This window comes from Pseudaquabacterium terrae (assembly GCF_013266755.1).
Lineage (GTDB): Bacteria > Pseudomonadota > Gammaproteobacteria > Burkholderiales > Burkholderiaceae_C > Pseudaquabacterium > Pseudaquabacterium terrae.
Genome location: NZ_JABRWJ010000005.1, coordinates 64,083 through 78,037, shown reverse-complemented (window position 1 = coordinate 78,037; position 13,955 = coordinate 64,083). Strand labels below are relative to the sequence as shown.

Below are 13,955 nucleotides of genomic sequence, written 5' to 3'. Positions count from 1 at the left end.
CTATGCACCGAAGCTCCCCCGCCCGTCCACAGCTCTGTCCACAGGCCGCGCAGGCGTGCGGCCGTATCATCGCCAGCGCCCATGTCTGCAGTCTTCCGCTCCGCCGAACCCCCTGCCGCCGACGACGAAGTCGCCCGGCTGCGCATCCCGCCACATTCGAACGAAGCCGAGCAGAGCGTGCTCGGCGGCCTGCTGATCGACAACCAGGCCTGGGACCGCGCCGGCGATCTGATCAACGACAGCGACTTCTACCGCTACGAGCACCGCGAGATCTTCAACGCCATCGCCGTGCTGATCAATGCGAGCAAGCCGGCCGACGTGATCACCGTGTTCGAGCGGCTGCAGAGCAACGGCAAGGCCGAGTCCTGCGGTGGCCTGGCCTACCTCAACGCGCTGGCGCAGAGCGTGCCGAGTGCCGCCAACTTGAGGCGTTATGCCGAGATCGTGCGCGAGCGCGCGATCCTGCGCAAGCTGATCTCGGCCTCCGACGAGATCGCCACCAACGCCTTCAATCCGCAGGGTCGCGCGGTGTCGCAGATCCTCGACGAGGCGGAGGGCCGCATCTTCAAGATCGGCGAAGAGGGCTCGCGCAACAAGCAGGGCTTCATCGGCATCAGCGAGCTTGCGGTGCAGCTGATCGACCGCGTGACCGAGCTCTACGAGAACGGCGCCGAGGACGTCACCGGCGTGCGCTCGGGTTTCTACGACATGGACCGCATGACCGCCGGCCTGCAGAAGGGCGACCTGCTGATCCTGGCCGCGCGGCCGTCGATGGGCAAGACTGCGTTCGCGCTGAACATCGCCGAGAACGTCGCGGTCAACGAAGGCCTGCCGGTGCTGGTCTTCTCGATGGAAATGGGCGCCTCGCAGCTGGCGCTGCGGATGGTCGGCTCGCTCGGCCGCATCGACCAGAGCGGGCTGCGCACCGGCCGCATCAAGGACGACGAGTGGGGGCGGCTGACCGAGGCCGTCGACAAGCTCAGCAAGGCGCCGCTGTACATCGACGAGACGCCGGGCCTCAATCCGGCCGAGCTGCGTGCCCGCGCGCGCCGCATGGCGCGCCAGCACGGCACGGTCGGCCTGATCGTCATCGATTACCTGCAGCTGATGAGCGGCACCTCGAAGTCCGACGGCGAGAACCGCGCCACCGAGCTGTCCGAGATCTCGCGTGGCCTGAAGGCGCTGGCCAAGGAGCTGCAGTGCCCGGTGATCGCGCTGTCGCAGCTGAACCGCTCGGTCGAGACGCGCACCGACAAGCGGCCGATGATGAGCGACCTGCGCGAGTCCGGCGCGATCGAGCAGGATGCCGACGTCATCATGTTCATCTACCGCGACGAGTACTACACCAAGGACCAGTGCAAGGAGCCGGGGATCGCCGAGATCATCATCGGCAAGCAGCGCAACGGGCCGGTGGGCACCGTCAAGCTGACCTTCCTGAAGCCGCTGACGAAGTTCGACAACCTGGCGCCCGGCGCGCTCGGCGGCGGCGAATACTGAAACCGACGCTGGACGGATCCACAGGTGCTGTATATATTCACAGCATGCGCCGGATCCCGATCGTTCCCGTCACCGAGCCGCCAGCGACCCTGGTCTACGCGCCGGCCAAGGGCCGCGGCACCGTCTGGGCGCTCGAGCACCGCTTCAATCGCGACCAGCGCGAATCCTTCGACGATGGCTGGGGCACGCTCGAGCAGGCAGCGCTGGAAGAGCCGCTGCCGATCGGCACGCAGGTGCTCGAGGAGCACGTCAAGACCATCCTCGCCGGCAACGATTCGCCGGACATCGGATTCGACCTGTCGATCAACCCGTACCGCGGTTGCGAGCACGGCTGCATCTACTGCTACGCGCGCCCGACGCACAGCTACCTGAACCTGTCGCCGGGCATCGATTTCGAGACCCGCATCATCGCGAAGGTCAACGCCGCCGAACGGCTGCGCGAAGCGCTCTCGGCGCGCAACTACACGCCGCTGCAGCTGAACATCGGCTCGGCCACCGATGCCTACCAGCCGGTCGAGCGGCGCCTACGAATCACGCGCTCGGTGATCGAGGTGCTGAAGGAATGCAGCCACCCGTTCTCGCTGATCACCAAGTCGGCCGGCGTCGAGCGCGACCTCGACCTGATCGCTCCGATGGCCGAACGGCGGCTCGCCTCGGTGTACTTCTCGATCACCACGCTCGATCCTGCGCTGGCGCGCGTGATGGAGCCGCGTGCCGCCGCGCCGCAGCGCCGGCTGAGGGCAATCGAGACATTGGCGAAAGCCGGTGTGCCGGTCGGCGTCAGCGTGTCGCCGGTGATCCCGTTCCTGAACGAACCGGAGCTCGAGCGCATCCTCGAAGCAGCGCGCGAGGCCGGCGCGACGTCAGCGTTCAGTATCGTGCTGCGCCTGCCGTGGGAGGTGAAACCGCTCTTCCTGCAGTGGCTGCAGCAGCATTTTCCGGAGCGTGCCGAGCGCGTGATGGCGCGGCTGCGCGACATGCGCGGCGGGCGCGACTACGACGCGACGTTCGGCCGCCGCATGACCGGCAGCGGCTTGTGGGCGCAGCTGTTGCGGCAGCGCTTCGAGAAGGCCTGTGCGCGGCTTGGCTTCAACCGCAAGCGTGTCGAGCTCGACCTGACGCAGTTCCAGCGGCCGGCCAAGCGCGGCGACGAATCGCCGCGGCAGGCCTCGCTGTTCTAGCCCTAGCGGCCCTAGCGGCTCAAGTACGCAGCACCAGCCCGCCCGGCGAGCGCCCGGTGCGCCGCACGCCGGCCAGGTGCGTGATCGGCTGGCAGAAGCGCTTCTGCAGCGTCGCCGCTTCGGCGAGCAGCGAGTCGCGGTCCTCGATCGAGTCGGCATGCCGGCGCGCGACCAAGCCGGCCATCTCGATCAGTTTCGCGTTGCGCGTATCGGTGCCCTTGCTCAGCAGCGACTCGACGGCCGAGCGAGGCCGGCCGCGCACCGAGTGCGCCATCGCCTCCTCGGCGATCGCGGTGATCTCGGCCTGGCAGCTGCGGATCGTCGTCAACAACGGGTCGCGGCGTTGCGCCGAGGCGACCAGCACCTCGGTGACCGCCTTGGAGACGCAGAACCGCATCGCGATCGTGCGCGCCAGGGTGTCGAGCTCGCCCGCCGGCACTTCCTTCTCCGGCAGCCGTGTCCACAGCGCGAGCAGGATGTTCGATGCCTCGACATCGAAGTGATCACTCTCGATGCCGTCGGCGAGACGGCGGGCGACGGCCAAGGCTTCATCGATGTTGCGCGTCATCAGCAGGCGCAGCGCGCTGGCGGCCTGCTCCAGGCGCTGCAGCCGCTTCGATTCCGGATGGCGCTCGCAGAAGCGCTTGATCTGGTCGTGCGCGACGACCAGGCCCTTGGGGTCGGCACTGTCGAAGCGCAGGAAGGCGATCAGCAGCAGCGTCAGCGCATCGAAGAGCTTGGACTTGATGCCCATGCCGGCCGTGCGTTCCAGCAGGCGCAGTGCTTCGTCGCGCTCGCCCTGGTAGAAGGCCAGCGTGCCGCAGTGCTGCAGGCGCAGCAGGCAGCCCGGGGTCAGTTGCGAAGCGGTGCGGTAGGTCACCAGCGCCTGCGCCAGCTCGCCCTGGTCGACCTGCAGGCTGCCGAGCACATCGTAGGCATCGGCGTGCTCGGGCGAGTCGCGCAGCAATGCCTCGACGCTGCGCCGCGCCGGGTTGATCTCGCCGGCGCCGAACTGCGCGCGGGCGACGCCCAAGCGGGCCCAGGAGACGTTCTTTTCCTTGGCCACGGCCTCGTAGATCTGCCGCGCATCGTCATGCCGATCCATCTTCAGCAGCAGCTCGGCGGCCAGCCGCGCGCTGAACATCCAGTAGGACTCGCGGCCCTGGTAGCGGCGCAGGCAGATCTTGGCCGCGACGTCGAGCTGGCCGCGCTCCAGCGCCTCGAAGATGTCGCACAGCACGCGCTTGCGGCGGCGCGCTTCGCTCAGCCGCTCGCCGAGCGCCGAGGCGGTGTAGGGCTTGATCAGGTAGCTGTCGAGCGCGGCCTCGGCGGCCTCGACGACCTTCGAGTAGCTCGCGTCGCCGGTGACCATGATGAAGACCGTCGAGTACGGCAGCTGGTTCTCGCGTCGCAGCTCGTCGAGCAGGTCCTGGCCCGACATGTCGGTGCCCTCGAAGTGGTAGTCGCACAGCACGATGTCGTACGGCCGCTGTTCGAGGGCCAGCCGCGCTTCGTTGACGCGTCCGGTCTGCTTGACATGGCCGACGCCGAGGTCGCGCAACTGCGCCGCCATCACGCTGCGCGAGGTGACGTTGCCGTCGATGACCAGCGCGTGGGCCTGATCGATGTCGCGGTCGATCATCATGCCGGGCGCCTTTCGTGCGAAGGGCGCTGGTGCAGCGCGAGAAGAATGCCGGGCAGGGACATGGGGAGGGTGACCTGGAACGGTGGTTCCCCACGATATCGGCGGCAGCGGCGGCCGCCTTGAGGGGCTGACCGCCGCTGCGAACCTGCAATTACGCGCACTTACCCGGTGCAGTTCTCGCGCCCGGGCTGGTGCCGGCGTTACTTGAACAGGTCCTTGACCCGGTCGGTCCAGCTCTTGGCGTTCGGCGAATGTTTGTCGCCGCCCTTGCGCAGCGCCTCGTCGAGCTCACGCAGCAGCTTGCGCTGTTGGTCGGTCAGCTTGACCGGCGTCTCGACGGCGACGTGGCAGTACAGATCGCCCGGATAGCTGGAGCGCAGCCCCTTGATGCCCTTGCCGCGCAGCCGGAAGGTCTTGCCGTGCTGCGTGCCCTCGGGCAGCTCGATCTCGGCCTTGCCGCCGAGCGTCGGCACCTCCATCGTGCCGCCGAGCGCCGCGGTGGTCAGCCCGACGGGAACGGTGCAGTGCAGGTCGTCGCCGTCGCGCTCGAAGATCTCGTGTTCCTTGATCCGGATCTCGATGTACAGGTCCCCGGGTGGGCCGCCGTTGGTGCCCGGCTCGCCGTTGCCGGCCGAGCGGATGCGCATGCCTTCGTTGATGCCGGGGGGGATCTTCACCTCCAGCGTCTTCTGGCGCTTGATCTTGCCGGCGCCTGAGCAGGTGGTGCAGGGCTCGGGGATCACCTTGCCCGAGCCGTGGCAGTGCGGACAGGTCTGCTGGATGCTGAAGAAGCCCTGGCGCATGTGCACCGTGCCGGCACCGTTGCAGGAGCTGCAGGTCTTGGCGCTGGTGCCGGGCTTGGCGCCGGTGCCGTGGCAGGTGTCGCAGGTGTCCCAGGTCGGGATGCGGATCTGCGCCTCCTTGCCGTTCGCGGCTTCGTCGAGCGTGATCTCCATCGCGTACGACAGGTCCGAGCCGCGGTAGACCTGCGGTCCACCCGCGCCGCCGCCGCGGCGACCGCTGTTGAAGATGTCGCCGAAGATGTCGCCGAAGGCCTCGGCGAAGCCGCCGAAGCCTTCCGGCCCGCCGCGGAAGCCACCGCCCACGCCCGCGGCGTTCGGATCGACGCCGGCGTGGCCGTACTGGTCGTAGGCCGCGCGCTTCTGCGGCTCGGAGAGCATTTCGTAGGCCTCTTTGGCCTCCTTGAACCGCTCTTCCGCCTTCTTGGCGTCGTCACCCTGGTTGCGGTCAGGGTGGTGCTTCATCGCCAGCTTGCGATAAGCCTTCTTGATGTCTTCGTCCGTGGCGTTTTTCGGAACGCCGAGGATGTCGTAGTAATCGCGCTTTGCCATCGAAAACTTTCAGCACTCGGAAGCGAAACCGCCGCGTCGGGGCGCAGACACCGTCTGACGCCTCGAACGCGGCGAGATATCGGCGCAGCCCGCGCGGGCTGCGGCCGATCTCACTTCTTGACTTCCTTGAACTCGGCGTCGACCACGTTGTCGTCGGACGGCTTGGCCTCGGCCTTCGGCGCTTCCGCACCTGCGCCGGCACCTGCACCTGCACCCGGGGCCGCACCGGCCGCACCGGCGGCACCCGCCTGCTCGGCGTACATCTTCTCGCCGAGCTTCTGGCTGGCCGTCATCAGCGCCTCGGTCTTGGCTTCGATGTCGGCCTTGTCGTCGCCCTTCATCGCTTCATCGACGTCCTTCAAGGCCGCCTCGATCTTTTCCTTCTCCCCGGCGTCGAGCTTGTCGCCGTGCTCGCCGAGGCTCTTCTTCACCGAGTGCAGCATCGCGTCGGCCTGGTTGCGGGCCTGCACCAGCTCCAGCTTCTTCTGGTCCTCGGCCGCGTTCAGCTCGGCGTCCTTGACCATGTTCTGGATCTCGTCTTCCGACAGGCCCGAGTTGGCCTTGATCGTGATCTTGTTTTCCTTGCCGGTGCCCTTGTCCTTGGCGTTGACGTGCAGGATGCCGTTGGCATCGATGTCGAAGGTGACCTCGATCTGCGGCAGGCCACGCGGCGACGGCGGGATGCCTTCGAGGTTGAACTCGCCCAGGCTCTTGTTGCCCGCGGCCATCTCGCGCTCGCCCTGGAAGACCTTGATCGTCACCGCCGGCTGGTTGTCGTCGGCGGTCGAGAACACCTGCGAGAACTTGGTCGGGATCGTGGTGTTCTTCTTGATCATCTTGGTCATCACGCCGCCGAGCGTCTCGATGCCCAGCGACAGCGGCGTCACGTCCAGCAGCAGCACGTCCTTGCGGTCGCCCGACAACACCTGGCCCTGGATCGCGGCGCCGACGGCGACCGCTTCATCCGGGTTGACGTCCTTGCGCGGCTCCTTGCCGAAGAACTCCTTGACCTTTTCCTGCACCTTCGGCATGCGGGTCATGCCGCCGACCAGGATCACGTCGTCGATGTCCGACAGCTTGACGCCGGCGTCCTTCACGGCGATGCGGCAAGGCTCCATCGTGCGCTCGACCAACTCGTCGACCAGGCTTTCCAGCTTGGCGCGGGTGAGCTTGATGTTCAGGTGCTTCGGGCCTGACGCGTCGGCGGTAACGTAGGGCAGGTTGATGTCCGTCTGCGTGCTGTTGGACAGCTCGATCTTGGCCTTCTCGGCCGCCTCCTTCAGGCGTTGCAGTGCGAGCACGTCCTTGGTCAGGTCGACGCCCTGTTCCTTTTTGAACTCGACGACGATGTAGTCGATGATGCGCTGGTCGAAGTCCTCGCCGCCGAGGAAGGTGTCGCCGTTGGTCGACAACACTTCGAACTGCTTCTCGCCATCGACATCGGCGATCTCGATGATCGAGATGTCGAAGGTGCCGCCGCCGAGGTCGAACACGGCGATCTTGCGGTCGCCCTTGCCGTGCTTGTCGAGGCCGAAGGCGAGTGCCGCGGCGGTCGGCTCGTTGATGATGCGCTTGACCTCGAGGCCGGCGATGCGGCCGGCGTCCTTGGTGGCCTGGCGCTGGCTGTCGTTGAAGTAGGCCGGCACCGTGATCACGGCTTCGGTCACTTCCTCGCCGAGGTAGTCCTCGGCAGTCTTCTTCATCTTGCGCAGCACTTCGGCGCTGACCTGCGGCGGCGCGAGCTTCTTGCCGCGCTCCTCGACCCAGGCGTCGCCGTTGTCGGCAGCGACGATCTTGTAGGGCATCAGGTTGATGTCCTTCTGCACTTCCTTCTCGGTGAACTTGCGGCCGATCAGGCGCTTGACCGCATAGAAGGTGTGGCGCGGGTTGGTGACGGCCTGGCGCTTGGCCGAGGCGCCGACCAGCACCTCGCCGTCTTCCTGGTAGGCGATGATCGACGGCGTGGTGCGTGCGCCCTCGCTGTTCTCGATCACGCGAGTCGTGTTGCCTTCCATCACGGCGACGCACGAATTCGTGGTGCCGAGGTCGATGCCGATGATCTTGCCCATGGAGTTACTCCTGCGATTGGTATTCGGTTGTCGTCGAGTTGTGGTTCAGCGCGCAGCTTTCAAGGGTCCACCGGGCGCTACTTGGGCGCGGCGACGGTGACCAGTGCCGGGCGCAGCACGCGGTCGGCGATCAGGTAGCCCTTCTGCAGCACCGCGACGACGGTGTTGGGCTCCTGTTCGGCCGGCACCATGCTGATGGCCTGGTGCTGGTGCGGATCGAACTTGGTGCCGGCGGGCGGTGCGATCTGCAGCACCTTGTTGCGCTCGAGCACGGCGCTGAGCTGGCGCAGCGTGGCGTGCACGCCCTCGAGCACCTGCTCGGTGCTGGCACCCGGCATGGCGATCGCCGCCTCCAGGCTGTCCTTCACCGGCAGCAGGCTCTCGGCGAAGGAATCGATCGCGAACTTGCGCGCCTTGCTGACTTCTTCGTCCGCGCGGCGGCGTGCGTTCTCGGCCTCGGCCTTGGCGCGCAGGAACGCATCCGACACTTCGGTGTGCTTGGCTTCCAGCTCGGCCAGGCGCTGTTCCGGCGAGGGGGCGGGGGCGGCTGCGGCGGGCGCCGCGGCCTGCGCAGGGGCCTCGGGGCTGTCGCCTGCGGGCGGAAAGGGGAAGTCGTTCTCCGGGGTGGTCGTTGTCATGGCGTTGGCTTCTTTCAAGCGGTCGCAGCCGGATATGGGGCGCATACCCGCTGCTTCAAGAGGGATTCTTGCGGAATGTTGCGAGGCGTCAGCGGTCGTCGACCGAGGCGCTCCAGCGCTGCCACTCCACCTGCGAGCGCTCCAGGTCGCGCCGGTCACGCTTGGTGGGCCGGCCCTGCTCGATGCTCAGTGCCGGCTCGGCGGCCAGCCGGCGTTCCTCGGCGGCCTTCGAACGGGCGGCCAGGCTGTCGGCGGTTTCCTCGTACAGCGCCTGGGCCACGGGCGCCGGCCCGCGCATCGCGCTGATGCCGCGCACGATCACCGTGCGTGGCCCGTGCGGCTGGCGCATTTCGACACGGTCGTCGATGCGCAGCTCACGCGATGGTTTGGCCACCTGGCCGTTGACGCTGACCCGGCCCTTGCCGATCTCGTCGGCGGCGAGCGAGCGGGTCTTGTAGAAGCGGGCAGCCCAGAGCCACTTGTCCAGGCGCAGCGTGGATGAAGATTGCATGGCGTGTGATTCTGCCGCCGCTGCTTCAGGGCCCTCAGCCGTGCGGCCCTGCCACCGGCGCGGCCAACGGCAGCCGCACCAGCGCATTTAGGCCCTCGACCGCTCCGTCCGTGCCCCGATTCTCGAGGCTCAGGCTGCCGCCGAGCGACTGCACGATGTCGCGGCAAATCGCGAGCCCGAGCCCGGAACCGGAGCTGGTCGGGCCGGCTGCGAAGGGCTGGAACAGCCGCTCGCGCAGCGCCGCGGGCAGGCCGGGCCCGTTGTCGGCGACGGTCAACAGCGCTTCTGCGCCAGGGGCGGTCAGCCGCACCGACAAGCGACCGCCCCGCGGCACGTGCCTGATGGCGTTGTGCAGCAGGTTGCGCACCAGCTCGCGCAGCGCCCACTCGTGACCCAGCACCAGCGCCGGCTGCACGACATCGAGCTCGAAATCGATCTCCCGTTCGGCCACCAGCGGCGCGAGGTCCAGCGAGACGCTGCGCACCACCTCGGCCCAGTCCTGCGGCGTCGGATCGCCTTGCTGGCGCAACTGCTCGACCTTGGCCAGCGCCAGCATCTGGTTCGCGAGCTGCGTCGCGCCGTCGATGGTCTGGCCGATCTCGAGCAGAGCCACCTCGGGCGCAACGTCGCCGCGCTGCGCCGATTGCACCTGCGTCTTCAGCACCGCCAGCGGCGTGCGCAGCTGGTGCGAGGCGTCGCGCACGAAGCGGCGCTGGTGCGCGACGAGGCTGGCGACGCGCGCCATCGCGTCGTTGGTGGCATCGATCAGCGGCATCAGCTCGCGGGGTGCTGTCGGCGCGTCGATCGGCGACACATCGTCGGGGTCGCGCGCCTTGATCGCCGCCGACAGCGCATGCACCGGGCGCGTCGCCCGCTGCACGACCCAGATCACGACGCCGGCGATCACCAGCACCAGCGCGGCCTGGCGCCACAGCGTGTCGACAAGCAGCTGCCGCGCCAGCGTGCGGCGCAGCTCGAGCGTCTCGGCGACCTGGATCGTCGCCATGCCCTGGCCGGCCTGACCGGCGACCGGCTGCAGCAGCACCGCGACACGCACCGGCTCGCCGCGGAACCGGTCGTCGTAGAAGTCGACCAGCGCAGCGTAGATGCCGCGGTCGGGCAGCCGGCCGCGCCAGGTCGGCAGGTCCTCGAAGCCCGAGACCATCTCGCCGGCGAAGCCGCTGACCTTGAAGTAGGTGCGGCTGCGGTTGTCGGCTTCGAAGGCTTCCAGCGCGGAGTAGGGCACCGCGGCACGCAGCTGCGGCGCACCGCGCTCGCCGGTGACCGAGAGCAGTTCGCCGATCGACTTGGCCGAGGCCAGCAGCGTGCGGTCGTAGGCCGTGTCGGCGGCGCGCAGCGCCTGGCGGTACAGGCTGACGGCGTTGAAGGCGACCAGCGCCAGCACCGGCAGCAGGATGCCCAGCAGCAGCCGGCTGCGCATCGACAGGTGCGACGTGTTCACTGCGGTGCGACGAGGTAGCCGAGTCCGCGCAGCGTCACCAGCTTCAGCTCGGTGGTCGCGAGCTTCTTGCGCAGGCGGTAGGCGACGACCTCGATGGCATCGGGCTGCACGTCGCTCTCGCCGGCGAAGACGAGCTCGAACAACCGTTCCTTCGCCACCGCCTGGCCCGGCCGCGCGAGCAGCGCGCGCAGCAGCGCCGATTCACGCGGCGCAAGCTCGAGCGGCGTGCCGCGCTGGTAGACGGCGCCGCTCGCGGCATCGACACGCAGGCCGCAGTAGTCCGCCGATTCGGTACGTGTCGCTTCGTGGGTGCCGCTGCCGCCGCGGCGGCGCGCCAGCGCGCGCACGCGGGCTTCGAGCTCGTCGAGGTCGAAGGGCTTCGGCAGGTAGTCGTCGGCGCCGGTGTTGAGCCCGAGGATGCGGTCGCCGACGGCGCCGCGTGCGGTCAGGATGATCACCGGCGTCGTCAAGCCGGCGTCGCGGGCGCGCGCCAGCACCTCGAGGCCATCGAGTCCCGGCAGGCTCAAGTCCAGCAGCACGATGTCGGGCACGCTGGCCTGCCAGCGGTCGAGCGCTCGGGCACCGTCGGCACAGGTCACGACCTGGATGCCGCGGCGCTCGAACGAGCGCTGCAGCGTCGCCTGCATCGTCGGGTTGTCTTCGATCAGCAGCAGCTTCATCGGCTGCCGATGATCGCAGGTTCGGTGAGGCTATCTTTTCGCGACCTGCACGTCGCGCATGATCTGCATGCCCGCGGATTCCCACTCCGGCAGCCCGCCGCGGAACCAGTAGACCTGCTTGAAGCCCTTGGCGATCGCCGCGCGGCTGGCCTTGTACGACTTCCAGCACTCGGCGCCATTGCAATGGAAGATCGTCGGCTTGGCGCTGTCGAGCTTGTCGAGGCCGGCGAAGTCATCGAGCTTGGCGTCGTAGGCGACGTCCTTCAGGCTCTTCTCGTGGTAGGGCACGAACACCGCGCCGGGGATCTGCTTGCTGCGGAATTCCTTCTCGTTGCGCGTGTCGACGACCACCGCGCCCTTGGCGAGCAGCTGCTGCACGTCGGCCGCGGTGACCACCGTTGCGCCGGGCAGGTGCGTCGGCGTGAAGGTGCCGAGCTGGGCGACGGCCTTGTACTGCGCGAGCTCGGCGTGCTGGATCACCGGCTTCAGCCCGGCGCTCTGCGCGGACGTGGCGAACCACTTGGCGACCTTGCTGCGCACGTCGGCCGGCAGGTCCTTCTTGACCGCGACCGAGAAGCCGCCGGGCACGGCGCCCGAGCTGGCCAGCACCTTGGCGACGCCGGGGTTCTCGCGCGACCACGCGTCCCATTCGCCGCGGCGGATCACGGTCGCGTCGCTCAGGCCGAGGCTGACGGCGGTCAGCCCGGCCTGCGGATAACGCGCGAACTCGACGATGCGCAGGTCCTTGAACGACAGCCCGCTGGACGTCAGCATGCCGCGCGCCATGTAGGTGTAGATCGAGTCCTGCTGCGGCAGGTAGATGCGGCCCTTGCGCATATCGGCGGTCGACGCGAGCTGCTCGCGCCCGACCAGCAGGTAGTGCTCGGACGGGTCGGTCGATCCGACCAGCTCGTAGCCGTGGGCCAGCGCCGAGGCGGCCACTTGCGCCGGCGCGATGAAGACGTCGTAGCCGCCGCTGCGCGTGGCGCGCATCGCGTCGGTCAGGTCTTCGGTCGTCGTCACGGTGACCTGCTGGTTGAGCAGCTTCTGCAGCTGCTCCTCCATGCCGAAGCGCGACAGCATCAGCCCGTTCTTGCGCGCCGTCGGCTCGATCGCGACGACGGCTGAAATGTCGCCCCACGCGGGCGCGACCATGGTGAGGCCGATGGCGCAGGCCACGGCGCCGAGTGCTGACTTCATCGCTGGACTCCCCCGAACTTCGATTGGTGGAGGGCCCGCGCTGATCTGCAGCGTGCCCGCTCGTTGCGGGCGGCATCATGCCCCAGCAGGTGTCCCCATGTGGTAACGATCGATAACAGCTCACACGTCGCGCAATGGTTGCATCGGGCGCCTGCAATGGGGCTGCCGCAACGGTGCCTGTCAGGAGTTCCCCTAGGTCGGTCGACAGCCGATCGACAGCCTGGCTGGTCACGATGCATGCTGTTTTCCAACCGACCAGGAGACACAACATGCGTCGCGACGCTTTCCTCAAGTCGATGGCCACGCTGGCCGCAGCCGGCATGCTGCCGCTGTCCGCACGGGCGTCGGCCAACCTCAAGATGATGATTCCCGCCAACCCCGGCGGCGGCTGGGACACCACCGGCCGCGCACTCGGCAAGGCGATGCAGGACGCCGGCGTCGCCTCGTCGGTGAGCTACGACAACAAGGGTGGCGCTGCCGGCGCGATCGGCCTGGCGCAGTTCGTCAACGGCAGCAAGGGCGATCCGAATGCGCTGATGGTGATGGGCGCGGTGATGCTCGGGGGCATCATCACCGGCAAGCCGCCGGTCACCCTGTCGCAGGCCACGCCGCTGGCGCGCCTGACCAGCGAGTACAACGTCTTCGTGCTGCCGGCGAATTCGCCGCACAAGACGATGAAGGACGTCGTCGAGCAGATGAAGAAGGACCCCGGCAGCATCAAGTGGGGCGGGGGCTCGCGCGGCTCGACGGAACACATCGCCGCGGCGATGATCGCGCGTGAAGTGGGCGTCGATCCGGCGAAGATCAACTACGTCGCGTTCCGGGGGGGTGGCGAGGCGACGGCGGCGATCCTCGGCGGCAACGTGTCGATCGGCGGCAGCGGCTACAGCGAGTTCGCCGAGTACATCAACAGCGGCAAGATGCGGGCGATCGCCGTCACCTCCGACAAGCGGCTGAAGGGCATCGAGGTGCCGACGCTGAAGGAGCAGGGCATCAACGTCGTGATCGGCAACTGGCGCGGGGTCTATGGCGCGCCGGGCATCAACGCCGACCAGCGCAAGGCGCTGACCGAGATGGTGATCAAGGCGACCAAGAGCAAGGCCTGGTCCGACGCGATGGAGAAGAACAACTGGACCGCCGCGCTGATGGCCGGGCCCGAGTTCGAGAAGTTCGTCGACGATGAATTCGCCAGCCTGCGGGCGGTGATGGTCAAGTCCGGGATGGTCTGATGAAGCTGCAGGCGCTGGTGGGTGTGGGTGTGCTGGGCCTCGGCGCGCTGCTCGCCGCCGGCGCCATCGGCATTTCGGGCGACGCGGGCTACGCCGGCGTCGGCCCGAATTTCCTGCCGTGGCTCGTCGCATCGGCGATGCTGCTGTGCGGCGGTCTGTTGGTCTGGGAGGCCAACAGCGGCGGCTTCCGGCAGATGGAGGCGCCCGAGGGCGCCGCGCGCGGTGACTGGCCGGCCTTCGTCTGGGTCTCGGCCGGCATCCTCGCGAACGCCGCGCTGATCACGACGATCGGCTTCATCCTGAGCTGCACGCTGTGCTTCGTGATGGCGGTGCGCGGCTTCAAGGCCTCGGAAGGGCAGCTCGACCTGAGCCCCCGTGCCTGGCTGATCGACGCGGCGATCGGCGCTGCGATCTCCGCACCGGTGTACTGGATGTTCACCAAGGCGTTGGCAATCAACCTGCCCGGGCTGACCGGCACCGGGTGGCTGTGA

General features: G+C 68.2%; 12 protein-coding genes. 4 read left to right on the top strand and 8 right to left on the bottom strand.

What is annotated here, in order from left to right; translation table 11 throughout:
- Positions 1 to 81 precede the first annotated feature (81 nt).
- A complete protein-coding gene (dnaB, locus tag HLB44_RS16335; protein WP_173124412.1) occupies positions 82 to 1,497 on the top strand; it encodes a replicative DNA helicase in 1,416 nt (471 codons plus the stop codon).
- A gap of 44 nt (positions 1,498 to 1,541) precedes the next feature.
- Positions 1,542 to 2,678, top strand: coding sequence for a PA0069 family radical SAM protein (locus HLB44_RS16330; protein ID WP_173124410.1), 1,137 nt, complete (start codon positions 1,542 to 1,544; stop codon positions 2,676 to 2,678).
- Between the two features lie 19 nt (positions 2,679 to 2,697).
- On the opposite strand, the gene HLB44_RS16325 is transcribed toward HLB44_RS16330, so the two are convergent.
- The 8 genes from HLB44_RS16325 to HLB44_RS16290 form a co-directional block, all read right to left on the bottom strand.
- The gene (locus HLB44_RS16325; RefSeq protein WP_173124408.1) at positions 2,698 to 4,323 is read right to left on the bottom strand and encodes a response regulator; all 1,626 of its coding nucleotides are present in this window, start codon (positions 4,321 to 4,323) and stop codon (positions 2,698 to 2,700) included.
- Positions 4,324 to 4,523: 200 nt separating this feature from the next.
- On the bottom strand, positions 4,524 to 5,675 hold the full coding sequence (dnaJ, locus tag HLB44_RS16320) for a molecular chaperone DnaJ (protein WP_173124406.1): 1,152 nt from the start codon (positions 5,673 to 5,675) through the stop codon (positions 4,524 to 4,526).
- Between the two features lie 110 nt (positions 5,676 to 5,785).
- A complete protein-coding gene (dnaK, locus tag HLB44_RS16315; RefSeq protein ID WP_173124404.1) occupies positions 5,786 to 7,744 on the bottom strand; it encodes a molecular chaperone DnaK in 1,959 nt (652 codons plus the stop codon).
- Positions 7,745 to 7,821: 77 nt separating this feature from the next.
- The gene (gene grpE / locus HLB44_RS16310) at positions 7,822 to 8,382 is read right to left on the bottom strand and encodes a nucleotide exchange factor GrpE (protein ID WP_173124402.1); all 561 of its coding nucleotides are present in this window, start codon (positions 8,380 to 8,382) and stop codon (positions 7,822 to 7,824) included.
- A gap of 88 nt (positions 8,383 to 8,470) precedes the next feature.
- The gene (locus HLB44_RS16305) at positions 8,471 to 8,893 is read right to left on the bottom strand and encodes an RNA-binding S4 domain-containing protein (protein WP_173124400.1); all 423 of its coding nucleotides are present in this window, start codon (positions 8,891 to 8,893) and stop codon (positions 8,471 to 8,473) included.
- 34 nt (positions 8,894 to 8,927) lie between these two features.
- Positions 8,928 to 10,334, bottom strand: a complete 1,407-nt coding sequence (locus HLB44_RS16300; protein WP_173125526.1) for a sensor histidine kinase — start codon at positions 10,332 to 10,334, stop codon at positions 8,928 to 8,930.
- 17 nt (positions 10,335 to 10,351) lie between these two features.
- A complete protein-coding gene (locus tag HLB44_RS16295) occupies positions 10,352 to 11,035 on the bottom strand; it encodes a response regulator transcription factor (RefSeq protein ID WP_173124398.1) in 684 nt (227 codons plus the stop codon).
- Between the two features lie 30 nt (positions 11,036 to 11,065).
- The gene (locus HLB44_RS16290; protein ID WP_173124396.1) at positions 11,066 to 12,235 is read right to left on the bottom strand and encodes a rhodanese-like domain-containing protein; all 1,170 of its coding nucleotides are present in this window, start codon (positions 12,233 to 12,235) and stop codon (positions 11,066 to 11,068) included.
- Between the two features lie 269 nt (positions 12,236 to 12,504).
- Here HLB44_RS16290 and HLB44_RS16285 point away from each other — a divergent pair, with 269 nt between their 5' ends.
- Both HLB44_RS16285 and HLB44_RS16280 read left to right on the top strand, forming a co-directional pair.
- Positions 12,505 to 13,464, top strand: a complete 960-nt coding sequence (locus HLB44_RS16285; protein WP_173124394.1) for a Bug family tripartite tricarboxylate transporter substrate binding protein — start codon at positions 12,505 to 12,507, stop codon at positions 13,462 to 13,464.
- Positions 13,464 to 13,955, top strand: coding sequence for a tripartite tricarboxylate transporter TctB family protein (locus HLB44_RS16280; protein WP_173124392.1), 492 nt, complete (start codon positions 13,464 to 13,466; stop codon positions 13,953 to 13,955). Before HLB44_RS16285 ends, HLB44_RS16280 begins: the two co-directional genes overlap by 1 nt.